Origin of the sequence: Mitsuokella sp. UBA4253, from assembly GCF_002395285.1 — a bacterium.
GTDB lineage: Bacteria > Bacillota > Negativicutes > Selenomonadales > Selenomonadaceae > Mitsuokella > Mitsuokella jalaludinii.
Window position 1 is genome coordinate 54055 of record NZ_DGWR01000012.1, and the last position, 24291, is coordinate 78345.

General features: G+C 52.4%; 19 protein-coding genes. 3 read left to right on the top strand and 16 right to left on the bottom strand.

The window, feature by feature from the left end; translation table 11 throughout:
• Positions 1–56: 56 nt before the first annotated feature.
• Complete coding sequence (locus B2X55_RS05565) at positions 57–581, top strand: hypothetical protein (RefSeq protein WP_286821225.1); 525 nt, start codon at positions 57–59, stop codon at positions 579–581.
• Positions 582–828: 247 nt separating this feature from the next.
• Here B2X55_RS05565 and B2X55_RS05570 read toward each other — a convergent pair whose 3' ends face one another.
• The 11 genes from B2X55_RS05570 to acgA form a co-directional block, all read right to left on the bottom strand.
• The gene (locus tag B2X55_RS05570) at positions 829–6864 is read right to left on the bottom strand and encodes a YadA-like family protein (RefSeq protein WP_286821226.1); all 6036 of its coding nucleotides are present in this window, start codon (positions 6862–6864) and stop codon (positions 829–831) included.
• 20 nt (positions 6865–6884) lie between these two features.
• Positions 6885–7019, bottom strand: coding sequence for an ESPR domain-containing protein (locus tag B2X55_RS05575; RefSeq protein ID WP_286821227.1), 135 nt, complete (start codon positions 7017–7019; stop codon positions 6885–6887).
• Between the two features lie 336 nt (positions 7020–7355).
• A complete protein-coding gene (locus B2X55_RS05580; RefSeq protein ID WP_286821228.1) occupies positions 7356–8480 on the bottom strand; it encodes a recombinase family protein in 1125 nt (374 codons plus the stop codon).
• 216 nt (positions 8481–8696) lie between these two features.
• Complete coding sequence (locus B2X55_RS05585; protein WP_286821229.1) at positions 8697–9704, bottom strand: alpha/beta fold hydrolase; 1008 nt, start codon at positions 9702–9704, stop codon at positions 8697–8699.
• A 2-nt stretch (positions 9705–9706) separates the two neighbouring features.
• On the bottom strand, positions 9707–10159 hold the full coding sequence (locus B2X55_RS05590) for a PPC domain-containing DNA-binding protein (RefSeq protein ID WP_286821230.1): 453 nt from the start codon (positions 10157–10159) through the stop codon (positions 9707–9709).
• Positions 10160–10171: 12 nt separating this feature from the next.
• Positions 10172–10942, bottom strand: a complete 771-nt coding sequence (locus B2X55_RS05595) for an EFR1 family ferrodoxin (RefSeq protein WP_286821232.1) — start codon at positions 10940–10942, stop codon at positions 10172–10174.
• A gap of 12 nt (positions 10943–10954) precedes the next feature.
• Positions 10955–11833 (bottom strand): radical SAM protein, encoded by an 879-nt coding sequence (locus tag B2X55_RS05600; protein ID WP_286821233.1) that lies wholly within the window; start codon positions 11831–11833, stop codon positions 10955–10957.
• An 18-nt stretch (positions 11834–11851) separates the two neighbouring features.
• On the bottom strand, positions 11852–12106 hold the full coding sequence (locus B2X55_RS05605) for a VOC family protein (protein ID WP_286821234.1): 255 nt from the start codon (positions 12104–12106) through the stop codon (positions 11852–11854).
• Between the two features lie 171 nt (positions 12107–12277).
• On the bottom strand, positions 12278–12856 hold the full coding sequence (locus B2X55_RS05615) for a nitroreductase family protein (protein WP_118175345.1): 579 nt from the start codon (positions 12854–12856) through the stop codon (positions 12278–12280).
• A 4-nt stretch (positions 12857–12860) separates the two neighbouring features.
• Entirely contained in the window at positions 12861–13895 is a 1035-nt protein-coding gene (acgM, locus tag B2X55_RS05620) for a radical SAM/SPASM domain protein, ACGX system (RefSeq protein ID WP_286821237.1), read from the bottom strand.
• Between the two features lie 39 nt (positions 13896–13934).
• Positions 13935–14117 (bottom strand): ACGX-repeat peptide, encoded by a 183-nt coding sequence (gene acgA / locus B2X55_RS05625; RefSeq protein ID WP_182405876.1) that lies wholly within the window; start codon positions 14115–14117, stop codon positions 13935–13937.
• A 202-nt stretch (positions 14118–14319) separates the two neighbouring features.
• On the opposite strand from acgA, the gene B2X55_RS05630 reads away from it, so the two are divergent.
• On the top strand, positions 14320–15237 hold the full coding sequence (locus tag B2X55_RS05630; RefSeq protein WP_286821238.1) for a LysR family transcriptional regulator: 918 nt from the start codon (positions 14320–14322) through the stop codon (positions 15235–15237).
• A gap of 73 nt (positions 15238–15310) precedes the next feature.
• Here B2X55_RS05630 and B2X55_RS05635 read toward each other — a convergent pair whose 3' ends face one another.
• Complete coding sequence (locus B2X55_RS05635) at positions 15311–15820, bottom strand: hypothetical protein (protein WP_286821239.1); 510 nt, start codon at positions 15818–15820, stop codon at positions 15311–15313.
• A gap of 173 nt (positions 15821–15993) precedes the next feature.
• Here B2X55_RS05635 and B2X55_RS05640 point away from each other — a divergent pair, with 173 nt between their 5' ends.
• A complete protein-coding gene (locus B2X55_RS05640) occupies positions 15994–17058 on the top strand; it encodes a Fic family protein (RefSeq protein ID WP_286821241.1) in 1065 nt (354 codons plus the stop codon).
• Positions 17059–17319: 261 nt separating this feature from the next.
• Here the strand turns inward: B2X55_RS05640 and B2X55_RS05645 are convergent, their stop codons facing one another.
• The 4 genes from B2X55_RS05645 to uvrB form a co-directional block, all read right to left on the bottom strand.
• Positions 17320–18768, bottom strand: coding sequence for a sodium:solute symporter family protein (locus tag B2X55_RS05645; protein WP_286821242.1), 1449 nt, complete (start codon positions 18766–18768; stop codon positions 17320–17322).
• A gap of 60 nt (positions 18769–18828) precedes the next feature.
• Positions 18829–19161: a hypothetical protein gene (locus B2X55_RS05650; RefSeq protein WP_286821243.1), complete on the bottom strand. Its 333-nt coding sequence runs from the start codon at positions 19159–19161 to the stop codon at positions 18829–18831.
• 91 nt (positions 19162–19252) lie between these two features.
• Positions 19253–22081, bottom strand: a complete 2829-nt coding sequence (gene uvrA / locus B2X55_RS05655; RefSeq protein WP_286821245.1) for an excinuclease ABC subunit UvrA — start codon at positions 22079–22081, stop codon at positions 19253–19255.
• Positions 22082–22151: 70 nt separating this feature from the next.
• Complete coding sequence (uvrB, locus tag B2X55_RS05660) at positions 22152–24218, bottom strand: excinuclease ABC subunit UvrB (protein WP_286821246.1); 2067 nt, start codon at positions 24216–24218, stop codon at positions 22152–22154.
• Positions 24219–24291 lie beyond the last annotated feature (73 nt).

Below are 24291 nucleotides of genomic sequence, written 5' to 3' on the forward strand. Positions count from 1 at the left end.
TTTTTTATTTTAATCTTTAATTCTATTGTGCTTTTCGAAAATAGGTGATATTAAAAATGATTATATTTATAAGTGATTCTTTGTTTTTATTATATATCGTCACTTTTCTTGTGATAATTATTACCATCTATAAATGCATTAAGGCTAAGAAAATAGAAACAAAAACTATAGTGATTATACTAATAGGAGTTGTATATTTATTATTTTATTCGTATGAATCCATACCGTCCGAAAAGGTTCAATATAATCACATAGCACTATCAAACGTAGAGGGATTATCAGAAAAAGAAATTGTCAACAAAATACTAATCAAAGAATTTAACTATTATAGATCTAATAGATTATTCACTAAAAATCAAATTTTTGATTATAAAATTAATCGAATTAATGGCCCAATAAACGATACCATTAAGACAGACAATCACTATTATGATGTATCATATTCAGTAAAAACCATAGCTCCGGCTTGGATTGCAGGTAATGGAAAAAATGAAGGCCTATGGGTAAATAGCAAATCTGAGTTCTACAATTTAATCAAAAATAATGACCAATATATTCTAAACCGTGTTGGTGGCTTATAATTGTAATATGCACCAACTATTAAATCAACCAAGCGATGATGAATAAAAAAGTCAAACTGCAATCAGAATTTAAAATTTTCCCAAATATCAGCTATCAACACTATCATAAAAAAACTATATTTTATATACTTATACACTTTTACTGGTACCCCATCTTCAACCCCAACTTTATATTCAACACTAATATAAAAGCGTCAGTCACTCCTTTCGAGCAACTGGCGCTTTTATACTTCTTATCTACTGTGCCCTACTTTTGAATATGGTTTCCGTAAACATCACGGTACACATTTTGGGCTTTATCATCTTTATCATTTACCCGTACACGTTCCACCTTATGCCGATCATTATCTTTACCGGAAATTCGGTCTACGCGGAAACGGTCGATATTCTGCACTTTAACCAATTCAGGACCAAAGTCATCTACAGAACGGGTCATGTTACCATCCGAAGGCGCTCCATTTTGTAAAGCCCTGTAAATAATGGCTGCGTATTCATAACGTGTCATCGCTCTATCGCCTTTAAAATCTCCATCCGGATATCCTTTCAGATAACCTCGTTCCGCTAAGTTCTTAACATACTCATAAGCCCAATGATTTTCCGGCACATCTGGGAAGATCATAGTTCCGGTTGCTGTAGGAACCAATTTGGCAGGCTGACCCGATTCATAGGCTGCCAATTTTTTTGTCAGCATTTCAATCTGATTCTTCATAGCCAACATATCTTTAGCCATGGAAACACGTGAACGGGAGATGTGGCTCTTCTGCCCAAATTTCCAGCTGACACCAACATTTACCATATTCTCTCCGCCACTGAAGGACCCGCCTACACTAAACATGGTATCTTCATTGGGACGATAATAAGTGCCAATCGCGACGGCATGAGCATCTTTGTAATTACCATACCCTGCAGCAAAATCCCATTTGTCATCTGGATCAAAATCCAAGGGGTGCAATCCTGCCAGAGCCGCAGCACCTGCCCCAACACGATTCACTCGATTTCCCAATCGACTGAGCCTGTTTTCCGCACGGTACAGCTGGCTTCCATTTACGGCATCCGTACTGGTCGATGAAATATCTCCAGGAGCTACGTTGGTGATCTTATTTCCACCATTATTCAGCCCATCTTTATTGAGCGTAACATCCTGACCTGTGGAACCGTTTTGGATTGTCATCCCTCCCGTCGTTATGGTGGTGTCTCCAACGTTGACAGTGCTGGCATTTACCGTCGTAATATTCCCAGTGTCTGCTGTAACAGTCTTCGTGGTAACCGAATCCAGTCCTTTCAAATCCTTTGAAAGCCGCACTTTCAGGTTATCACTGCCATCAGATACCACTCCGATATTGTCTTCCGTTGACAGTTTAGAAGAATCCGTAATGCCCCCAACTACATTCACTTGTCCATTGAGTTTTTTACTGATTACATTCCCTACGTCACCGCCATACTTCATTCCGTCGTTCATAGTGGCGACCGTCTGGGTATTCCCATTGTGATCTTCATAGACGATCCGATCAATACCATCCGTGCGATTATAGCCATCCGTGCCATCTACTCCATTCACACCTTTTACAACATGGATGTCAGCAGAAGCACCATCCTTGCCATTGATGCCAATATGACCATCGGTACCATTGGTTCCATCTTTATCTGTAGAAGAAATGGTAACTCCATTTTTGCCATCGGCACCTTTTACACCAATAGCCCCATTGATGCCATCAGCGCCGTCTTTGCCCTGGCCGCCCACGGTAACAGTATCTGCCTTCAGATTCTTGTCCAGTCCGATGACCAGATCTCCATTTGCATCCACTACAGTCTTGATGTTGGAAGCATCATATTCTGCGTCCGCTTTCGTACCATTCCCTTTGATAGTCATGGTACTGTTCAGTCTTTTGGCCACAGATCCTGTATTTCCAGCAAACTTCAGTCCATCATCTAATGTGGCAACTTCATGGGTGGCATGCCCATCATCTTCGTAAACAATACGGGTCATACCATTGGAACCATCCACGCCATCCTGACCTTTCGCAGATTTCATGGTAAGCCCGTCTTTCCCGTCTTTTCCATTCATTCCGATAGAACCATCTTTCCCATTGATGGTAACAGCTGAGCCATCTTTGCCCGCCACATCGATGGAACCGTCTACACCATTTTCGCCTTTTTCACCCAGATTCAGATTGTCATTGACATTGACCATGTAGGGATCTTCCTTTGTGCCGGTGCCTGTAACTGTCGTATTTTTTCCGTCTACCAATTTGGTGGCATTCTTGGCAATTTCATCTTTCAGCTGGCTGACATTCACCGCATCTGTTCCGGCAATGCCGGCAGCCACATTGTGGATCTGATTGCCGCCATTATCCAGCCCCTTTTCCGTCAAAGAAACTGGAGAAGTCCCTGGTGCTGGATTTTTCGGTGTAATCGTAATACCGCCAGCACCAATCGTTGTCTCATTCCCATCTTTATCCGTGATGGTCATGCCGCTTCCCTGGGTCACGGTCTTATTTCCGTTAGTATCGGCGGTAGTTACACTGTTTACATTCAAATCATCGTTCAGGACCACTTTCACCGTTCCGTTTTCCACTTTCGTAGAAATATTTTTGCCGTCCCCGGTAACCTCAATATCCTCTCCCAGAGATTTGTGAACGATATTCCCATTCTGATCCTTTAATCCGAACCCTTTTTCCGTTAAATCTTTAGACTGTTTCGCCAACTGACTTACGTTAACAGCATCTGTATCCGCTGTACCAGCAGCTACGTTGGTAATTTTCGTGCCGTTCGCATTGATTCCGCCTTTTGTCACAGAAGGTCCGCCAGTTATGGTCACTCCCTGAGTATTGACGGTAGTATCCCCTGCCTTTACCGTCTCTGTATTTACAGTTTTCGATGTAATACTGTTCAGCCCAGTCACATCTTTTGCCAGTTTCACATTCAACGTATTATTGGCAGGATCAGCGACCACACCAATATTATTATCACTTAAATTGCTGCTGTCAGCACCGCCCAAAAGGGACATAGCCTGATCAGAACCGCGATGGAGTACATTGACATCTGCTTCCGAAGTATTGCCGATGGTTGAATTATCTCCAGCAAACCGCAGAGGCCGCGTCATGGTATAAAGTTGGCTTCCATTCACAGCATCCGTACTCTTTGCGCTGACCAGACCGGCTGCAACGTTCTGGATGCGCCGTTCTTTCCCCACGGAGCCCACCGTTACAACACCAGCAGGGGTCCCCCCAGCGTATTGATAGGTTCCGTTGCTGCTGTAAGCCTCATTCCCTTTCGTAGTGGCTCCTGATACAACATAAGCAGAGTTACTGCCCAGATAGACGGAATTCCCCAAAGTGGCTGTTACATGGCTGCCCACAATCTGGGTATTGGACAAATCCGTATTCTGGGTTGTGGCATCAAGGGTATTCTGGCTGCCAAAGATTTGGATATCTGTCAAATCTTTGTTTTTCTGATTTTTGGCCCGGATGGTGTTTTTTGAACCAGTAATAACAATATCAGATACATTACCCGCATCGCCTGCTGTACTTGTATCAGGATCCCCAGTAACCATATTCTGATTGCCCGTCACAAAAATATTTTCAAAAGTTTTCGAGTTGGCAGAATTATTGGAAAGGGATTCCATTTTCAGTACGTTTTGGTTCCCCACAATACGATTGCTGTCCCCTTCCATTCGGTTTTCATTCCCAAAGATTCCCGAATTCGAAGCACTTACATCAGCAGCTGTACCTGTTGCAGCCGTACTGTTCTGGCTGCCCAAAACATAGGTATTTGCTCCAGTGACCCTGTTTTTAGTGCCGATTGCCCCAGAAGAAATACCTTCCGCCTGTGCATTTGTCCCCACTGCGAGAGCATTTTCTGCCAGCGCCTGAGCCGTATCACCAATAGCGGAAGCACTTTTGCTGTTGCTTTTGGCATCACTGCCGATGGCGATGGCTTTGTCATCAGAAACGCCAGCAGAATAGCCAATGGCAACAGCTTTATCTACGCTGCTTCCACCATTTTTTATAGAGGAGGTTGCCAAAGTCCCTATAGCCAGAGAATGATTTCCGGCAGCCTGAGCGCCAGCCCCAATTGCCGTGTTATATTGATAACCGCTGATGGCTAAAGTCTGTTTCAGGCTGCCTGGGTTAGCCGGATCTTCATAGCCGGCTCCCACTGTGATACTGCCAAGGCTCTGCGCTTCAGTATTATTCCCCAGCGCAACACTCCTGTCCCCCAACGCTTTGGCGCTCACGCCAGCTGCCATAGAGTCTTCCCCAGTGGCCAAATCGTTATCATAATTATTCAGATTGGTAGATTTTACAGAGTAGTAATGTGTTTTTGCCGTATCAACGATTTCATTGACCTGAGCTACATTCGCTGCATCAGTCCCCAGTGTCCCTGCCGCAACATTGTGGATTTTCGTTCCCTTATTGTCATGATTGCGAAGGGTAATACTGTCTCCATCTCCAGAAGTGACCGTATCATAATATACTCCACTTGCCGTTGCAGAAGAAACATTCGCATTGACCTGAGCTACCGTAGCGTCGATTGACTTTTTGAGCTGTGCCACAGTAACGGCATCCTGATCCAGTGCTCCGTCAGCAACATTGGTAATGCGGCGTAAAGCCGATGCATTTCCCACTGAAACAGCCGTCTTAGGTGCTGCCTGGCCCGTCAGATATCCAGTTCCGCTGATCATAGCGGCACTCGCTACGGAATCATTGCCGATAGCAACATTCCCACCAGAAGCCTGTGCTCCCTGCCCTAAAGCCACACTGGCTGCATCTGCAGCCTGTGCGTTAAACCCAACTGCCGTAGATCCATTCCCATTTGCTTGAGCCTGATACCCTACGGCTACAGCATCATCGGCAGCCTTTGTCTCACTACCCAATGCCGTAGATTGGATTCGAGAAACGGCAGCATCATTTTTGTTAGCATGATAGCCGATAGAAACATTTTTCCCTTCAGATGTGTTTCCGCCAGCCCCGATGCTAGTTCCAGCTTCAGAACCAATGGCAACATTATGATCGCTTTTGACATCATTTCCCGTTTTATAGCCAATTGCAATATTCTGCTGTCCGTCAATATTGTTGCCGGCACCGTCTCCAATGACTACATGTGATCCTTTGGCCCCTAATACATCCCCTACCATACCTACCCCTGCATTAGGGCCAAGTACGACAGACCGGACGGCATTTGCACTGGCATCTTTGCCCAAAACCACAGAAGCACTGCTCCCAGCAGCAGCTCCGTTCCCAATAGCAACGGCATCTGCCCCACTGGCTTGCGCACTCTTACCCATAGCCAGGGCATCTGCCCCACTCGCTGCTGCCTCTGTTCCAACTGCAATGCTATCAGCACCAGAAGCAGCCGCACTTTTACCTAGAGCCAGTGCACCTTCCGCCTCAGCCTTTGCACTGTCTCCAATCGCTGCAGCACTATGACTTTTTTTCGTCACAGCAGCGCTATTGCCTATCGCAATTGCATGATTCGAAGCAACCGTACTGGCCTCAGTTCCAATTGCCATGCTGTTATTGTTGAGCTGAACGTTGGTCCCATCATTATAGACCGTCGCTCCATCACCTAGTGCAATTGAAGAGTTTCCTCGAGCATTGGCTGCATCACCGATGGATATGCTTGATTTTCCTCCGCCTATAACCACAGTGGAGCTATCACCATCAGACGTCATACCATTGAAGGATCCACTGACTGCTTTCCGGCCAATGGCAATACTGTTTTCAGCAGATGAAGCAGAACGAGCAGCATCGCCCAGGGCTACAGAATCTTTGCCATTCGCTTTTGCACTGACACCGATGGCAACAGCATCTTTACCCGCAGCTGCAGCGTCCTCTCCTGTGGAATTGGCACGGAAATACTTCATTCCCGGTTTTGTTTTATCCAATCCCAAAGCAGAATTCACATTTTTTAGCTCTGTAATATCGGCTGTATTATTGTTGATTTTTCCTGTATTAGTCGTAATTGCATTTTTATTTGCTGTAATATCCGTCTTGTTTTGCTGGATTTCATTGGCATTCTGGTTAATCCCAGCCTTATTGTTAGCAATCTCTGTGCTGTTATCCGCAATTTTGTCAGTATTGGCAGCAATAGCTGTTTGGTTATTTTGTACATCTGTTTTAACTGCATCCACTTCTGCACTGGTTGCGACCCCATCAGTGGATATTGTGATTGTCTTTGTTATATCGTCTTTAGTTACAGAGATGTTAGTTCCGGCACTCAAAATATCACCGTCATGAACAACTTCAGCGTTAACATAAAGTGCACTTCCAAATACGAACACAGCTGTTAATACGCTTCTAGTCAGTACCCCCCCGTTTTAGTAATTGTTCTTAATAAAGAATTACCCGACGCTTTTCCACCATTTTTTGCTAATTCTGAAACAACCTGGTACTGCCCTTTTGCGCGATTGAATATGACCTTGTAAATTCTATTCAATCTAATCGCCTCCTTATTATCGAAAAGTTAAAATGTAAATCAACACATAGTGCCCATGGTAGTTTATTAACCCCGATTGGGTTCTTTCCTCTTGTAGTTTAACATCTCTTGGCTCGCTAAACAATATATTTCCTTTATTTTATTTGCTATATTTGGTTAAATTATAATTAAAATGCGAATAGGTTGTATTAAAACTGTAATGTAGAGATAATGAATTAAAATGAAGTGTAGCAGAAAGTCCACTATCAGTTTAGACTTCTCTTCCCATGTTTCCACACACGGTCGCATTACTGGTATGCCTTTTGCCCTTAGCGACCAGTCCGCCCAATTATCGGCTTATGCTTTAATTTCTGTTCCGTCTTTGAAGGTTATCTCAATATTATCTTCCCCATTTACAGTGACGAAGTTGACCAAGCTACACCACAGCCTTTTATCAAAAGTTTGGATTAGTTTTTGTTCCTGTAAATTCTTGATAAAGTTATTCAGCGTCCGGGCTCTACTTATACGGTGTTTCATCGTATCACAGACTTGGTCGTACCGTATCTTTGTTTTCTCATAGCATCTGACCAGTTCATTGTAATTTTTGATGTAATCATCCTCGTTCTGCACAGCCCGGGCATTTTCGGCTATGAGCTGCTGTACCTTGACTGCCAGCAGGTTCAAATCCGTGCTGAGCTTGTCCCGCTCCTCTTCCAGTGCTTCTGTGTCAGTGAGCCGTTCCTTCAGCAGGGTGATGCTGTTAAGGATTTCCGCTTTGTTTTCGATGAGCCGGTTGGCGGCCCGGACGAATACTTCCTTGATATCATCCTCCGTCAGATGCGGTGTCTTGCAATGACTCTTGAACTTGCCGTTGCATCGGTAGATGGTCCTGCGGTACTTGTCGGTCGAATGCCATACCTTGGCCCCATACCAACCTCCGCACTGGCCGCACTTAATTTTGCTGGAGAAGATGGATACGCCGCTGTAGCGGCTCCTGCCTTCACGCCGCCGCTTGATTTCTTCCTGCACCCAGTCGAAGACCTGCGGGCTGATGATGGCTTCGTGGTTATTTTCCACATAGTACTGCGGCACTTCCCCTTCATTCGCTTTCCTTTCTTTGGTCAGGAAGTTGACGGTGAACCGCTTCTGCAGCAGGGCATCGCCCTTGTATTTCTCATTCGTCAGGATGCTCTCTACCGTCCGCGGATACCAGCATTTCTTTTTCGCCGGGGTTTCCAGCCCTCTGGCAGTCAGCTCCCTGGCAATGGAGTGGAAGGTATACCCGTCCAGGAACAAACGGTAAATCAGTTTCACCGTCCTGGCCTGTTCCCTGTTGACGGCCAGATTCCCATCCGGCCCTTTGTCATAGCCGAGAAAATGCCTGTAGGGAACACTCATCTTGCCATCAGCGAACCGCTTCCGATGGCCCCAGGTGACGTTTTCCGAAATGCTCCGGCTTTTTTCCTGTGCCAGGCTGCTCATGATAGTGATGAGGAGTTCCCCTTTACCAATCATATTGATACAAGATAACGATGCACCCCCCAAACCCTCTTAACGATGAACCCCCTTGCCCCCCTGCCTATCGTTAAGCGAGTATGCCTCGGAAGCCGCACGGGACAAGGCTTCCGAAAAAAGAGAAGGGGGTGCATTTGCACCCCCTCGATGGGGATTTTGCACCCCCCAAAAACCTATATCACATTATTTTCTGTTATACTCCACTTTCCTGCTGCCGATTAGCTTTGCTTTATCCGTTTGCAAGAACTGCTCTATCGCTGTCCATGTTACATCAAAATTATCAAGAAATGCCGTGTGCCATGCTTTGGGGACGATACATAGGCTGGCTTTTGGGATATACTGCTCTGCCTCCACCATCGTCACCAAAGGCGCATGATCATCCTCGTCTCCGGCAATCAACAACACTGGGCATTCAATCGTCCGCAGGAAATCTTCGCCGACTTCCATTTTGCTCCAGAATTTCATATAGTTCGTGCAAAATTCCTGATAGCGTTCCGGCTCCGGCATGATTTTTTTCTGCTGCTCTATAAAAGCTGCATCTATTTTCTCTAAATCCGCTACCTTCATTTCCCCACTGAAAAAACCTGGCTTGAGTGTACCTGCACCGATGGCCACGATGCGCTCTATGCATTCCGGGTACATGGAAGCGACCTTGTAGGCCGTGTATGCGCCGTCGCTGAAGCCCAGCAGGACGGCTGGCTCATCGGTGACTTCCTTTATCACCGCCAGCATATCATTCGCCTTCTGCTCATAGGTCAGCTCCGAATGTCCGATTTCTGAGCGTCCGTGTCCGCGGGTGGACACGACAATCACTTGGTAATTTTTTCGTAAGTTGTCAATCATCTGTCCCATTCCATAGGGCGTACCCACGCCGCCGCCGTGAAAAACAAACAGCGGCTTCCCCTTGCCGTAAATCTCATAGTAAATTCTAGCATCACCGGCCTGCGCATAATGCCCTGCCACCGTATTGTTCCCGTAGGGCGTATCGCTGCCCTTGGCTTCCGGCGCTTGCATAAAATAGCGTATGGCGGGCGCAAACGTCGCATCACGCTCCTGCGCCCGCACTAGCACATCCTGTGCGTTGCTGCTCCCGGCTTTAGTCGCCTCGCCTATTTCCATGCTTCCCGCCAGCAGAATCGCCGTACTCAGCAGAAGTGCGCCAGTCCCATAGAGCATTTTGTGCCAAATCATACCTATGCCTCCAAATCCCAGACATCAATTCCCGTAGCTGCATCATATCTCAGCCCGATCTTGCCGCCCTGCACAGGGACAAGAACCAGTTCCGCTGTGTAGAGCACCGTCGCTTTTTTCAAATGACCGCCAAGATAGTCTATACGTCCCTTTGCTTCATCAAAGGCAGAAAAGAGAGCATGGGCGTGCTGCACCAATTCCCCCTGCCTTCCGGTCACGATATTTCCCATGAGGGAAATCATCTCCAGCATACCATTCCGCACATGGGGCAGAAATTCCTGCCTGTCCGGGATATAAGTTGCTACTTCAACCTCGCCGCAAGCCCCGATGCCTTGAAATGTTGCGGCGGATATGTGGAGCTTGCGGCACACATCTTCCACCTGAGCGAGAATTTCCTCGCCCTTGTCGATGCGAATGTAAATCCGCTCACCCATTTGCCTGTAATCCATTGCCATTTTCTCCCCTTTTCAATCATCCAGCATGACATGACGATTGACATACTGCCCGTTGCGAAGCCCTCCGTCGTAGTCAATCGCTGCCGCCGGGCAACGGTGGAAACAGCCGAGGCACAGGGTACATTTTTCCTTGACCCATTTTGGCTTTCCTTCCTGCATGACAATGGCATCGAGGGGGCATTGTCTGGCGCACAGCCCGCAGCCGATACATTTTTCCCTGTCCAGCCGGAAGTTTTTCGTTTTGCGGATGCGGTTGTAATTCGCCTTGGCTGCCGCCGCCATGATGCCCGGCATCTGATCCGGTAGGCTGTGCCCCTTTTCGCGGCGCATTATCTGCTCTATAATGGCACGAGTCTCTGCCTCGCCATTTTCCTCGGCGAGGCGGTTGCGTTGGGCATCTTTCAGGTAAAACATGGGGCTCCAATTATCGACAAAACACGCCGCATACAAGCTGTCGAAGGAAATCCCCACCTTGCCGAATTCCTTTTGCGCCGTGGATAAAATATTGCCGTAGTCGCAGCCGTAAGTGGCCACAAAGAAGCAGTAATGGCTGCTCCCTTCCAAATTTATCTCGACTTTTTGCAGATAGTCCAGCAAAATCGCAGGCAGGCCTTCCCAATAAGTCGGCATGACCACCCCGAAATTTTCCCCTTCCGGCACAGTCAGAGAATACTTCTCCTGCCGCACCAATTCTTTTAACGGCACAATCTTTTCCCCGGTTGCCTTGGCGATTTGTTCCGCCACATATTTACTGGTGCCTGTGGCACTGAAGTAGAGAATCACGTTGACACCTTCTTACAGACTGTACACGCTGCTCCGATACATTTGCAGTCTTTCCTCGCCGTTGTTATCCATGGTTTCCTGCAAACGGCTGATCATGGCCTCTTTGTCCTCCGGCACACGTCCATTGATACGCACGGGCATGGTGACATGCTCGGCGCGGAAGATGGTGGGCACGGTCAGGCAACGGATGAACTCTTGCATTTCCTCCATGCGTTCCCGCTCCGTGGCTTCGGCGAATTTCCCTTCCGCCACATCACGGGAAAGCGGCGTATCGGGAAAGAGCGTCAGTTCCGAAGCATAAATCATGGCAGGTTTGAGCTGATTATAGAGCCATGCTGTTTCCCGTGCATGGGACAGCCCCCAGCCGTGCCCTCCCAGACCGCCCAGGAAATTGGCAATCCATGGCATCCCTGCCTCGTCCATCTTATGGCATTCATGCAACACATAATCAGCATGATAGCCCTTGTTCATGCGATCAAGGAGTTTATCATCGCCGCTTTCCACGCCGAAGTAGAAATAGTTGTAGCCCGCATCCTTGAGCTGTCTCACCTGCTCTACCGTCTTGTTTTTGAGATTGTCTACACGGGCGTAGCCGCCGATGGATTTCACCCGAGGAAGATAATGATAAATCATGTCGGCGATTTTCAGCAAGTCCTCGGTCTTGCGAATGAAGGGATCAGCCCCCTGCAAATAAATGCGGTCAAATCTCCAGCCCGAATGAGCCAGTTCTTTAATGTCAGCTTCTATTTCCTCCATGGGCGACAGGGAAAAGGGACTTTCCTTGTAAAAGGTACAGAATTTACAACTCCCATGACTGCAGCCTGATGTAATCTGCAAAAATCCGTCATTGGCCTCATAAGGAGGACGATTGATACCGCTGGAAAAATGCATGGTCTTAACCCTTCTTTCTTACTTCTCGTCAAAGAATTCAATGATTTCCCCGGCTTTGCCCTCTACAAAGGCAATACGCAAGGGGTAGGGCGTCTCGCAGGGTACGACAATGTCCTGTGGCGCCATGATGACCTTCAGCCCTTCTCTGGCGCATGCCGCCATACACTCGTCTACCTTATCCGTAGCCAGGGCGATATGGTCAACCTGCCCCGGTCTGCGCCCCGGCTCGGCGTTGGCAAACAGCTCTATCACGCCGTTCCCCGTGTCCAGCATCGCTCCGGCTTCCACGCCATCGCCTCAGCTGCGAAGTATATTCATGCCAAGCACATCACAATAAAACGCGATCACAGCGTCCATTTCCGCTTTGCCACAACAGCGCAAAGCCGCATGATGCAGTCCTTTAATCAAACTCATCGACAGAATCTCCCCTCAAATTTACAAAGTTCACTCAATCACAATATTCCGGCACGCTTTGCGGGGCTTGCCCTTCGGATAGTCCCCCGCATGGTAGCCCAAGGTTACAAAAGCCTTGGCCTCCATTGTGTCCGGCACACCCCATTCCTCCATGAACGCCTTGCCTTCCGGCAGGGCAAAGGTGTCCTCGGCACGGGAAATAATGCAGGAATCAACCCCGAGCGCATGAGCAGCCAAAATCATATTTTCCGCTATGCAGAAGGCATCCGCCACACTAAAAAGAAAATCCTTCTGCCCGAAAATCACGCAGACCGTAGGTGCATCGTAAAAGCCGTTCCTGATATTCGGATCATCAATGACAGAAGGCTGCTCATCGGACACATGACCGCCCAGGAGCTTACTGCGGTCAAAGGTTGAAAAGTTCAGCTTGCCGAGCTTCTTCGCCAACTCTGCATTATGCAGAGTAACAATCATGCTGCGCTGACCACCTCCGGCATTGGGAGCATACAGCCCTGCCTCTACAATCTTGTCCACCAGTTCCCTTGGAACTTGTTTTTCCTGATATTTCCGAATGGAGCGGCGTTCCTTCATCAAGGCCAGTATTTCCATTTCCTCATATCTCCTTCCAGCACTGCGGATCAGCGGCATAGAAATCCCCGCCGGAATTGGCAGCGGCCACAGCGGGACAGCCGCGACACCAAGCCTTTAGCTCACACTTGCTGCACTTGGCAAATTTATCATATTCCCGATAAGCTTCCAATTCGTTTACCCACAAATCAGCCAACCTGTCTGTAAAGGCATTGCCCACACGACTGTTTTGCACCCGGCGGCAGGCATAGACCTCGCCTGTGGGCAGTATCGTCAAATGCCCGTTTCCGCAGTTACAGCCGCTGTAAATCATCTCAGGCTCTGCATCCTCCGGGATAGCAAAATTTCCTTCCTCGTAATCATAGAGCGTCCAGAGGTGGTCTTTGCGATTGAAATAGGTTTCGCAACCGGATTCCTCATAGGCACGGAACTTCCTGTCACACTCGGCCAAAAGCTGCCGATAGCGCCGGGGTGTGATTCCTGTATCTTTATCTTCGTTAGTAGGGCAGTATCGGGCAAAGGCATAGACCTTCGCTCCCGCCGCCACCGCCGCATCAATTATCTGCGGCACTTCATCTATATTTTTGCCGGAAACGGTAGTCATCAGAATGGAGCGGATACCCGCAGCATTCAGGGTGGCAACCTTTTCCAGGGTAGTTTTGTAAGAACCCGGTTTTCGGAACCAATCGTGGGTTTCTTCCAGCCCGTCAAGGGACATCTGATAGCGCACGCAGCCGCAATCCTTCATGCGTCTGCATACACTCTCCGTCAGATGAAAGGGATTCCCCATAATGGTAAAGGGTATCTGCTTTTCCTTGAATCTTTCCAGCAGCCACCAGAAATCCGGATGCAGGATGGGATCTCCCCCCGTCAGGTAGAAATAAGGCTGGCGGCCAAAGCACCTGCAAAAATCCTCACAGTTTTTCAGCACCGTCTCCATCTCTCTCCGCGTCATGCTGTCGATACATTTTTGCTGGCTTTCCGCAAAAATATAGCAGTGCTTGCAACGCTGGTCGCAGTCATCGGTGATATGCCACTGAAATGAAAAATACGGTTTCACTCTGGCCGTCCTCCTTACCTGTCTTCATCTGCCGGTCAATTACTTGTCGCCGGAGCCGCAAGCCGTAGGCAACACCTTGTCCCCTGAACCGCAGGCGGTAGCAAGCACCTTGTCGCCGGAGCCGCAGGCCGTCCCCATAGCCTTGTCTCCGGAACCGCAAGAGGGGCTTGTCAAACTCGCTGCCGTTTTCTTGTTCCAAGCTGCCAAATTCTTCAGTGCCATGTCAATCATCCTTTCCTCATTATCGGCACAATTCCTAACGACAAGCTCATATTAACAGGAAAACCTATCTATGTGAAATGCCAATATCGCATTATTGATACGCTGAACGTATCAATCTTTTTTCCAAACCTGTTCCCTCTTCCGACGTGATATGATATTATGAAAAGAAAATTGACAGTATTGAGACTTTACGAGGTACCTAATGAACACGCAACAACTGGAATGTTTTGCCACCCTTGCCAAAACACTGAACTACGCCAAGGCCGCCGAGCAGCTCTCCATGACGCAGCCCGCCGTTTCCCGGCAAATCAAAAGCCTGGAAAATGAGATGGGGGCCCGGCTTTTTCAGCGCACCACCCGTTCGGTGACGCTGACGCAGGTCGGCTGGCAGTTCCTGCCGGATGCCCGTCAAATCCTTGCCATCTACTATCGTTCACGGGAATGGATGGAGAGCTTTCAAAAGAATGAGCGGAATCTACTGCAGATTGGCTATGCCGATTCCCATGCCAACCGACTGATTAGCAAAATCCTTTCCCCGATTTTAGCCGAACAGAAAAATATTGTGCCGGAACTTACCCTTGACCAAACCGATGCCAATCTGCGCCGTCTCTCACTCAGCCAGCTGGATTTGGTAATCGGAATGAAGGATGCCAAATTCACCGATGAAGCCATTAATTTCGTGAAACTTAGAGATGACGGCTTTGTCTGTATCGTGAGCAAAGCTCATGAACTTGCTCGGGAGTGCAAAAAGAGACGCAAAAAATGCGTCTCCTCTACAGACTTGTGGCTCCATCGCCAAATTATTGCCATTCCGCCCTATCTTTTGAAACATACCTTTTCACGCGGGCATCATATCATTCCCGTCAACGATGAACTGGATAATATGTTATGCGCCACCATCAGCGAGGCATACAATCTTGTGTTGGCGGGTGCAGGGTTTGCGCTTATCCCCGAACATCTGGCACTCCCGCATAAAGAGCTGGCGTTCTTCCAGTGGAATGAATCTCCCCATGCACCCATGGGCATTTACTGTCGCAGGGAGATACTGCACGACAAGAACTCTGTTATTTGCAGATTCATCAGTGAGGCTCAAACGATTGCGACATCTACTTTCATTTGAAAAACAGGAAAATCCGCATCCACTCCCGTCCCATCCCGGAACACCACGGTCAGCCGCTTGTCCGCGCCCACCGTCACATAGTCCACCATTGTGCCCCACAGCCGCTCATCGAACTCCGCCACAGGCCCCTCCTGCGCCTCAAGTGTCCTGATGAACCCCACCCCCTAAAGGGACTAGCTTCGCGTCGCAGTCTCTCGCCCTTGGCTGACCGCTCTGCGATGGCCTCCGTCACCTCGTCGAATCGTGTCTTGGCTTTCTCGTACCGCTCCACCAAGCCGTTGTAGCGTTTCTGGTACTCCCCTTGGTCTTGGGCACCCCTCGCATTCTCGGCGATGCAGTTCTGTGTCATCTCCACCAGCACCGCCAGCGACACCTTAGCTAGTCCCTTTAGGGATTCCTGTCCCAAGGCGGCTTTCTCCCGCTCCAACTCCACTGTGTCGCAAAGGGTCTGCCGGACGAGCCGGGCATTGGCGGCAATCTCCTCCCGCTCCGTCACCAGCTTGTTGAATGCCGTGACGAAGGCTACTTTGATTTCCTCCTCGGTAATATGCCACCGGCATATTACCCATGGGGCGTTTGGCATTTATGCCCGTCGTACTTGTTGTTGCATCAGTAGATGGTCCTGCGGTACTTGTCGGTCGAATGCCATACCTTGGCCCCGTATCAGCCGCCGCACTGGGCACACTTGATTTTTATCTGCCTCATTCTCTTGTTATCTGCCTCATTTCATGCTAAAATGTGGCAGATAACAGAAAAATGAAGGAGATTTTTATGCGGACATTTAACTACTCGCAGAAAATACAAAATTTACTGACACCTGAAATCGTCCAGCTTCTCACCTGTATCCATGAACACAAGGGACGGCAGGATTTATTTCTGGAGGCGAATACAGACGAATTGAAAACACTGGTAGACGTTGCCATGATCCAGAGTACAGGGTCTTCCAACCGTATCGAGGGAATCTTCACCAGTGACAAACGATTAGAAGCACTGGTCAGCAAAAAAGCTGAACCGCACAATCGGTCTGAACAGGAAATTGCCGGATATCGTGAAGTACTCGCCTTGATTCATGAAAATCACGACTATATTCCCCCTGCCCCTAATGTCATCAGGCAGCTCCACCGAGATCTGTACTCTTACTCAACAGGAGCCATTGGAGGAGACTATAAAAACGCAGATAACGTCATTGCGGAAACAGATGCACAAGGGCATCAAAAGGCCAGGTTTATTCCCGTTCCTGCTTTTCAGACCGCTGACGCTATGGATTCTTTATGTCAATCGTTCCAGAATGCCTGGCAGGAAAACATCATAGATAAATTGCTGCTGACTCCCATGTTCATCCTGGATTTTCTCTGCATTCATCCATTCAATGACGGAAATGGACGGATGAGCCGGCTTCTGACACTCCTTCTTTTATATCGTGCCGGCTACATCGTCGGGAAATACATCAGCCTGGAAATGCTGATTGAAAAAACGAAAACCACTTACTATGAAGCTCTTCAGGCAAGTTCTTTCGGCTGGCACGAAAATCAAAACACCTATGCTCCTTTTGTGAAATATTATTTGGGAATCATCATAAAAGCATACGATGAATTCGAAGACCGGATTCAATACTTGGTAACCAAAAAGATTTCCAAGCCAGACCGTATCAAGGCCATCATTTCCCAGACACTAGGAAAAATCAGCAAAAAGGATCTGATGGAACGCTGCCCGGATATCAGCCAGGGAACTATAGAACGCACTTTGTCCAGTCTGGTAAAAGAGGGCTATATCATCAAAGTTGGCTCTGGTCCGGCCACAGCATATATCCGCAAGCGATAAAAAGACAAGCAGCTTACACTATGGTGTGCACCCCGTCAATAGGACACGAAAAAAATAATGGATTTGCGGTTCGCCTGAATGGCAAGCCGCTTTTTCTATGCGACAAGATAATGGTTAACGCCGGTTCAAGTCATCGCGTATGCGGCGGACGACAAGAGCCCCCGCTGTGAGAGACAGCAAGGGCTCCTGAATATCTTCATCATCTTGTTAATTATTCCACAGAAATTTGAAAAACCCTGCCTGCGCTGCTTTGACGAGTTATCAGCGATGGCGCAGCCAGCACGGGATGAGGCAGAGGGCGCTGACGGCGAGGCCGAAGAAGAGCGGGTTACCGGCGGCGCCGAGGAAGACGGCGGCAAGGGCGGCGACGGTCGAGAGGGCCATGGAGAGTGTGGCGCTCATGGCGGTGATCGTGCCGGGCGCGAAGATGGCGAAGCTCAGCGGCAGGAAGATGCCGCCGCTGCGGAGGGCCATGGAGAGGAAGTTCCAGAAGAGGACCTGGCTGCCCTCGTTGGCCAGCGCGATAAAGGCGGCCAGCGTGATGGTCAGCAGCACGATGAGGCGCGTGACGGCGAGCTCAGAGAGATGGTACGGATGGTTGACCGTCGGGATCTCGGTGATGTCAATCGCCTGGCTCGCGGGATCTTCGGCGAGCTTGTGGATCTTGCGCGCGCGTAGCGTCACGCGGGCGCGGTGGAAGATGTCGCGCGAGAGCATCGTGCCGATGCCGAGCGAGAGTCCGGCAATCGAGCCGATGAGCGAGAGCATGATGCCGCCCATGGCGATGCCGCCGAGCAGGGATGGCTGCTCCGTCAAGAGGTAGACGGGCAGCGAGAGGATCGGCGTAATCTCCGGATGGGCCGCGCCCATGTAGATGCCGACCATCGCGCAGGGCAGGCCGACTGGCAGGCTGATGAGCGCCGCCGTGAAGGCCGCAACGGATGCCGTGCGCGGGTTCGAGGCCGAGAAGATGGCCTGGATGTACGACTGCGTGCAGAGCATGCCGATGACGACGGACGAGAAGTTCGCGAGGATGTGGCTCATGTCGCCGTGCAGCAGGTTGAAGGTCCCTTCCGGCAGGGCTGCCGAGACGGCAGGATCGGCAAAGAGCGAGTGCGCCGCCATGACGCCGGCGATGGCCATCGTGCTCCAGATGACGATCATCTTGAGGATGCCTCCGACACCGGCACTCTTCATGCCGCCGAAAAAGGCATAGGCTGCGACGGTCAGGACGAGCAAGATTGTCGCGGGCAAAAACGGGATGCCGAAGATCGCGGCGATGATGTAGATGGCCGGCAGGCAGCTCGCCACCGCGCTGAACAGGATGCCGATGGACGAGACGATGCTCGAGAAGACGCCGCAGGTCAGGCCGAAGTTCTGCGCGAGGAACTGCGGGATCGTCTCGAGCGCCGTGCGGCGCAGGGGTCTGGCGTAGAAGAGGCCCATGATGATGAGTCCGACGCCCGAGCCGATGGTGAACCACCAGGCCGACAGTCCGACTGTCGCGGCGAGCTGCGCCGTGCCGACTGTCGCACCGCCGCCGACACACGTGCCCGCGATGCCGCCCGCGACGAGCGGCACACCGGCCGACCGGCCGCCGACGCTGAACCCCTTCGTCGAGTGGACCGACCGCGCCGCCCGGATGCCGAAGTCGAGGACGACGGCAATCGTCGCGCAGATGACGACGAGTTGAAACAAAGAAATGTCCATGAAAAAACACACTCCAAAAAAAGAAAAGCCCCCGCTCCTATGAGCCGGGGCATTGAACGGTCACCCGAACCAGATCCAGAGAACGCCGGCGACAGCGATGACGACGGCCGCCGTATTGCGGTGGTAGTAATCGGCGAGCCAGCCGATGTGCGTCACCTCGTAGAGCCAGCCGAGCACGCGCAGAGCGATGTAGTGGATGATGCAGCCGACGATGTAGGCGAGGCCGACTTCGATGGCGATGGCCAGCATCGTAATGGACAGGCCGATCATCGCGAAGATGCCCATGAAGAACAGGCCGATGATGACGAGCGCCGCCACGATGACGAAGAGCGTGCCGCCGAGCGCAACGCCGATGCCCGCGAGTGCCGCCAAAAATCCCTTCAAGCTATCCATGAAAATTCCCCCTTCCTGAGAATCCCGTTCTATTCCTTCATTCCCCTTCATTATAGGGAGAAGTCCCGCCGTTCGCAAGATGCAATTTCGTTCAAGCGTTCTTCTCTTCGAGCAGCGGCCTGAGGAACTTGCCCGTGTACGACTCCGGCACTTTGACGATGTCCTCGGGGCGCCCCGTCGCCACGACGGTGCCGCCCTTGTCGCCGCCCTCTGGGCCGAGGTCGATGATGTAGTCCGCCGTCTTGATGACATCGAGATTGTGTTCAATGACGACGACGGTATCGCCGCCCGCGACGAGGCGCTGCAGGATGTCGAGGAGCTTGTGGATGTCGGCCGTGTGCAGGCCCGTCGTCGGCTCGTCGAGGATGTAGAGCGTCTTGCCCGTCGAGCGGCGCGAGAGCTCTGTCGCGAGCTTGACGCGCTGCGCCTCGCCGCCCGAGAGCGTCGTCGCCGGCTGGCCGAGCTTGATGTAGCCGAGGCCGACATCCTGGATGATCTTCAGCTTGCGCGCGATGCGCGGCACATTGGCGAAGAAGTCGACGGCCTCGTCGATCGTCATGTCGAGGACTTCGGAGATGTTCTTGCCCTTGTAGCGGACCTCGAGCGTCTCGCGGTTGTAGCGCGCGCCCTTGCAGACCTCGCAGGGCACGTAGACGTCGGGCAGGAAGTGCATCTCGATCTTGAGGATGCCGTCGCCTTTGCAGGCCTCGCAGCGGCCGCCCTTGACGTTGAAGCTGAAGCGGCCGGCCTTGTAGCCGCGCATGCGCGCTTCGCTCGTCTGGCTGAAGAGGTCGCGTATCGCATCGAAGACGCCCGTGTACGTCGCGGGATTCGAGCGCGGTGTGCGGCCGATGGGCTGCTGGTCGATGTCGATGATCTTGTCGATGTTCTCGAGTCCCTTGATCTTCTTGTGCTTGCCCGGCTTGCCCTTCACGTGGTAGAGGCGCGAGGCGATGCCCTTGTAGAGGATCTCGTTGACGAGCGTCGACTTGCCAGAGCCCGAGACGCCCGTGACGAGCGTCAAGGTACCGAGCGGGAACTTGACCGTCAGGTTCTTGAGGTTGTTCTCTGCTGCGCCGACGACTTCGATGAACTTGCCGTTCCCTGGGCGGCGCTTTTGAGGGACCGGGATGAATTTGCGGCGCGAGAGGTAGGCGCCCGTGACGGAGTCGGGGTTCTTCTTGATCTCCTCGGCCGTGCCCTCGGCGACGACGCGACCGCCGTGCGCGCCGGCGCCCGGGCCGATGTCGATGATGTGGTCGGCCGCGTACATCGTGTCCTCGTCGTGCTCGACGACAATCAGGGTGTTGCCGAGATCGCACAGGTGCTTGAGCGTCGCGAGCAGGCGGTTGTTGTCGCGCTGGTGCAGGCCAATGCTCGGCTCGTCGAGGACGTAGAGGACGCCCTGCAGGCCCGAGCCGATCTGCGTCGCGAGGCGGATGCGCTGCGCCTCGCCGCCCGAAAGCGTCCCCGCTGAACGCGAGAGCGTCAGGTAGTCGAGGCCGACGTCCAGGAGAAAGTTCAGGCGCGCGTGGATCTCCTTGAGGATCTGGCGCGCGATCTTCGCCTCGCGCGGCGTCAGCGTCAGCTGCGTGAAGAAGGCGTCGGCCTCGCGGATCGTCATGCGCGTGACCTCGTCGATGTTCTTGCCGCCGACGGTGACGGCGAGCGTCTCCGGCTTTAAACGCGCGCCGTGGCAGGCCTTGCAGGGGATTTCGGTCATGTAGTTCTCGTACGACTCGCGCATCTCGTCGCTGTCCGTCTCGTGGTAGCGGCGCGCGAGCAGCGGCATGACGCCCTCGAACGGCACGAAGTACTCCTTGTCCTCGCCGAACATGTTCGTGTAGCGGAAGTGGAAGCGCTCCTCCCCCGAGCCGTAGAGCAGGGCCTGCTTTGTCTTCTTGTCGAGCTCCTGCCACGGCGTCTCGAGGCTGTAGCCGCGATTCTCGAGGATGGCCTTCATCACGCACATCGCGTACGAGTGCAGGTTCTTCGAGAGCGGCGCAAAGACACCGCCGCCCACGCTCAGGCTCGCGTCAGGCACGACGAGCTCTTCATCGAACTCCATGTGGCTGCCGAGGCCCGTGCAGACGGGGCAGGCGCCATATGGGTTGTTGAACGAGAACATGCGCGGCGTGATCTCGGGCAGGCTGATGCCGCAGTCCACGCAGGCGAAGTTCTCGCTGAACATCAGGAGCTCGCCACCGACGATCTGCACGTAGGCGACGCCTTCGCCGAGCTTCAGCGCCGTCTCGAGTGAGTCGGCCAGGCGCGACTCCATGCCCTCGCGCACGACGAGGCGGTCGATGACGACCTCTATCGTGTGCTTCTTGTTCTTCTCGAGCTGGATGTCCTCGCCGATGTCCATGACCTCGCCGTCGATGCGCACGCGCACATAGCCTTCGTGACGGATGTGCGCGAGGACTTTCTTGTGCTCGCCCTTCTTGCCGCGCACGACCTGCGCCATGACGAGCAGCTTCGTGCGCTCCGGCAGCTCGCGGATCTGGTCGATCATCTGGTCGACCGACTGCTGCGTGATGGGCTTGCCGCACTTCGGACAGTGCGGATGGCCGACGCGCGCGAAGAGCAGTCTGAGGTAGTCGTAGATCTCCGTGACCGTGCCGACGGTCGAGCGCGGGTTGTGGCTCGTCGTCTTCTGGTCGATCGAGATGGCCGGCGAGAGGCCGTCGATCTGGTCGACATCCGGCTTGTCCATCTGGCCGAGGAACTGGCGCGCGTACGACGAAAGCGACTCGACGTAGCGGCGCTGCCCCTCGGCGTAGATCGTGTCAAAGGCCAGCGACGACTTGCCCGAGCCCGACAGGCCCGTGATGACGACGAGCTTGTCGCGCGGGATGTCGACGTTGATGTTCTTGAGGTTGTGGGCTCTTGCGCCCCGTATCTTGATGTATCGTTCCATTGCTTTTACCTATTATCTAGTATCTACTCATTATCTAGTATCGATGTATCTATGATCGCACCCGTGGCGCTCACTTCTTGCTTCGCTTGCTCTTGGATGCCTTCTTTGGTGCCGCGCCGGGCAGGCTGCCGTCGAGCTCTAAAATCATATCGCGCAGCTCTGCGGCCCGCTCGAACTCGAGCGCGCGCGACGCCTGCTGCATCTCGCGCGTCAGCGTCTTGATGAGGTTCTCCCTGTCCTTCTTCGTCAGCTTCTTCTTGCCCGGCTTCACCTCGTACTTGCCGCCCGACTCAGCGACGAGTGTCGTCTCAATAAGCGGCTTGATGGGCTTGACGATCGTCTTCGGCGTGATCCCGTGCGCCTTGTTGTAGCCCTGCTGGATCTCGCGGCGGCGCGCCGTCTCGTCGATGGCGCGCTTCATGGAGTCCGTGATGCGGTCGGCGTACATGATGACGTGGCCGTGCGCATTGCGGGCCGCGCGGCCGATGATCTGGATGAGCGATGTGTCGGAGCGCAGGAAGCCCTCTTTATCGGCATCGAGGATGGCGATCAGGGAGACTTCCGGCATGTCGAGGCCCTCGCGCAGGAGGTTGATGCCGACGAGCACGTCGAATTCGCCGGCGCGCAAGTCGTGGATGATCTCCGCGCGCTCGATCGTCGCGATGTCAGAGTGCAGGTAGCGGACCTTGACGCCGACTTCCGTAAAGTAGTCCGTGAGGTTCTCCGCCATCTTCTTGGTCAGCGTCGTGACGAGCACGCGCTCGTGGCGCTCGATGCGCAGCTTGATCTCGGCGAGCAGGTCATCGATCTGGCCCTCGAGCGGCCGCACTTCGATCTCGGGGTCTAAGAGCCCCGTCGGCCGGATGATCTGCTGCGCGACCTGCTGGGCCCGCTCGAGCTCGTATTTGCCCGGCGTCGCCGAGACGTAGATGATCTGGTTGATGCGCGCGGCGAATTCCTCGAAGGTCAGCGGGCGGTTGTCGAAGGCGGACGGCAGGCGGAAGCCGTTCTCGACGAGCGACACCTTGCGGCTGCGGTCGCCGGCGTACATCGCGTGGAGCTGCGGCAGCGTCACATGCGACTCATCCATGACGATGAGGAAGTCCTCCGGGAAGTAGTCGAGCAGGGTGTAGGGCGCCTCCCCCGCCTTGCGGTGCGTCAGATGGCGCGAGTAATTCTCGATGCCCGAGCAGTAGCCCATCTCCTGCATCATCTCGAGATCGTAGCGCGTGCGCTGCTCGATGCGCTGGGCCTCAATGAGCTTGCCCTCCGCCTTGAACTTCTTGACCTGCTGCTCCATCTCCGCCTCGATGTCCTTCATCGCGATCTTGAGGTCTTCGTCCTCCGTGACGTAATGCGAGGCCGGGAAGATCATCGAATGCGTGCGCTCGCCGTAGACTTCGCCTGTCACGACGTCGAACTCGACGATGCGGTCGACCTCATCGCCGAAGAGCTCGATGCGCACGGCGCGGTTGTTGTAGCCGGCCGGGAAGACCTCGATGACATCGCCGCGCACGCGGAACTGGCCGCGCTCGAAGGCGACGTCGTTGCGCTCGTAGCGGATGGAGACGAGCTTCTTTAAGATCGCGTCGCGCTCGACCATCTGGCCCTTGTGCAACGACAGCACCATCTCGTGGTAGCTCTCCGGCGAGCCCAAGCCGTAGATGCAGGAGACGGATGCGACGATGATGACGTCGCGCCGCTCAAACAGCGAGCACGTCGCGCTGTGGCGCAATTCATCGATCTCGTCGTTGATCGACGCGTCCTTCTCGATGTAAGTGTCCGTCGAGGCGATGTATGCCTCCGGCTGGTAGAAGTCGTAGTAGCTGACGAAGTAGCCGACGTAATTGTTCGGGAAGAATGCCTTGAACTCGCTCGCGAGCTGCGCCGCGAGCGTCTTGTTGTGGGCGATGACGAGCGTCGGCTTCTGCACCTTCTCGATGACCTTGGCGATTGTGTACGTTTTGCCCGTGCCCGTCGCGCCTAAGAGGACCTGCGCCTGCTGGCCGTTCTCGACACCTGCAGCCAGCTCCTCGATGGCCTGCGGCTGGTCGCCCATCGGCTCAAATGGTGCCACGACCTGAAACGGCGTCTCCTTATCAAAATGCATCGTATTGAGTTTCGGCACCATAGCCATGTGAGTCCCTCCATATCTGAATCTGTATCCTGTCACGTGTTCTCCGTGAATCGTACATCTATTATATACACCG

Bases quoted from the DNA above. Each gene is read 5' to 3' on its own strand.
- B2X55_RS05565 (WP_286821225.1), top strand. From the start codon at position 57: ATGATTATATTTATAAGTGATTCTTTGTTTTTATTATATATCGTCACT.
- B2X55_RS05580 (WP_286821228.1), bottom strand. From the start codon at position 8,480: ATGAGCAGCCTGGCACAGGAAAAAAGCCGGAGCATTTCGGAAAACGTC.
- B2X55_RS05585 (WP_286821229.1), bottom strand. From the start codon at position 9,704: ATGATTTGGCACAAAATGCTCTATGGGACTGGCGCACTTCTGCTGAGT.
- B2X55_RS05590 (WP_286821230.1), bottom strand. From the start codon at position 10,159: ATGGCAATGGATTACAGGCAAATGGGTGAGCGGATTTACATTCGCATC.
- B2X55_RS05600 (WP_286821233.1), bottom strand. From the start codon at position 11,833: ATGCATTTTTCCAGCGGTATCAATCGTCCTCCTTATGAGGCCAATGAC.
- B2X55_RS05605 (WP_286821234.1), bottom strand. From the start codon at position 12,106: ATGCTGGACACGGGGAACGGCGTGATAGAGCTGTTTGCCAACGCCGAG.
- B2X55_RS05615 (WP_118175345.1), bottom strand. From the start codon at position 12,856: ATGGAAATACTGGCCTTGATGAAGGAACGCCGCTCCATTCGGAAATAT.
- acgA (WP_182405876.1), bottom strand. From the start codon at position 14,117: ATGGCACTGAAGAATTTGGCAGCTTGGAACAAGAAAACGGCAGCGAGT.
- B2X55_RS05630 (WP_286821238.1), top strand. From the start codon at position 14,320: ATGAACACGCAACAACTGGAATGTTTTGCCACCCTTGCCAAAACACTG.
- B2X55_RS05635 (WP_286821239.1), bottom strand. From the start codon at position 15,820: ATGCCAAACGCCCCATGGGTAATATGCCGGTGGCATATTACCGAGGAG.
- B2X55_RS05640 (WP_286821241.1), top strand. From the start codon at position 15,994: ATGAAGGAGATTTTTATGCGGACATTTAACTACTCGCAGAAAATACAA.
- B2X55_RS05645 (WP_286821242.1), bottom strand. From the start codon at position 18,768: ATGGACATTTCTTTGTTTCAACTCGTCGTCATCTGCGCGACGATTGCC.
- B2X55_RS05650 (WP_286821243.1), bottom strand. From the start codon at position 19,161: ATGGATAGCTTGAAGGGATTTTTGGCGGCACTCGCGGGCATCGGCGTT.
- uvrA (WP_286821245.1), bottom strand. From the start codon at position 22,081: ATGGAACGATACATCAAGATACGGGGCGCAAGAGCCCACAACCTCAAG.
- uvrB (WP_286821246.1), bottom strand. From the start codon at position 24,218: ATGGCTATGGTGCCGAAACTCAATACGATGCATTTTGATAAGGAGACG.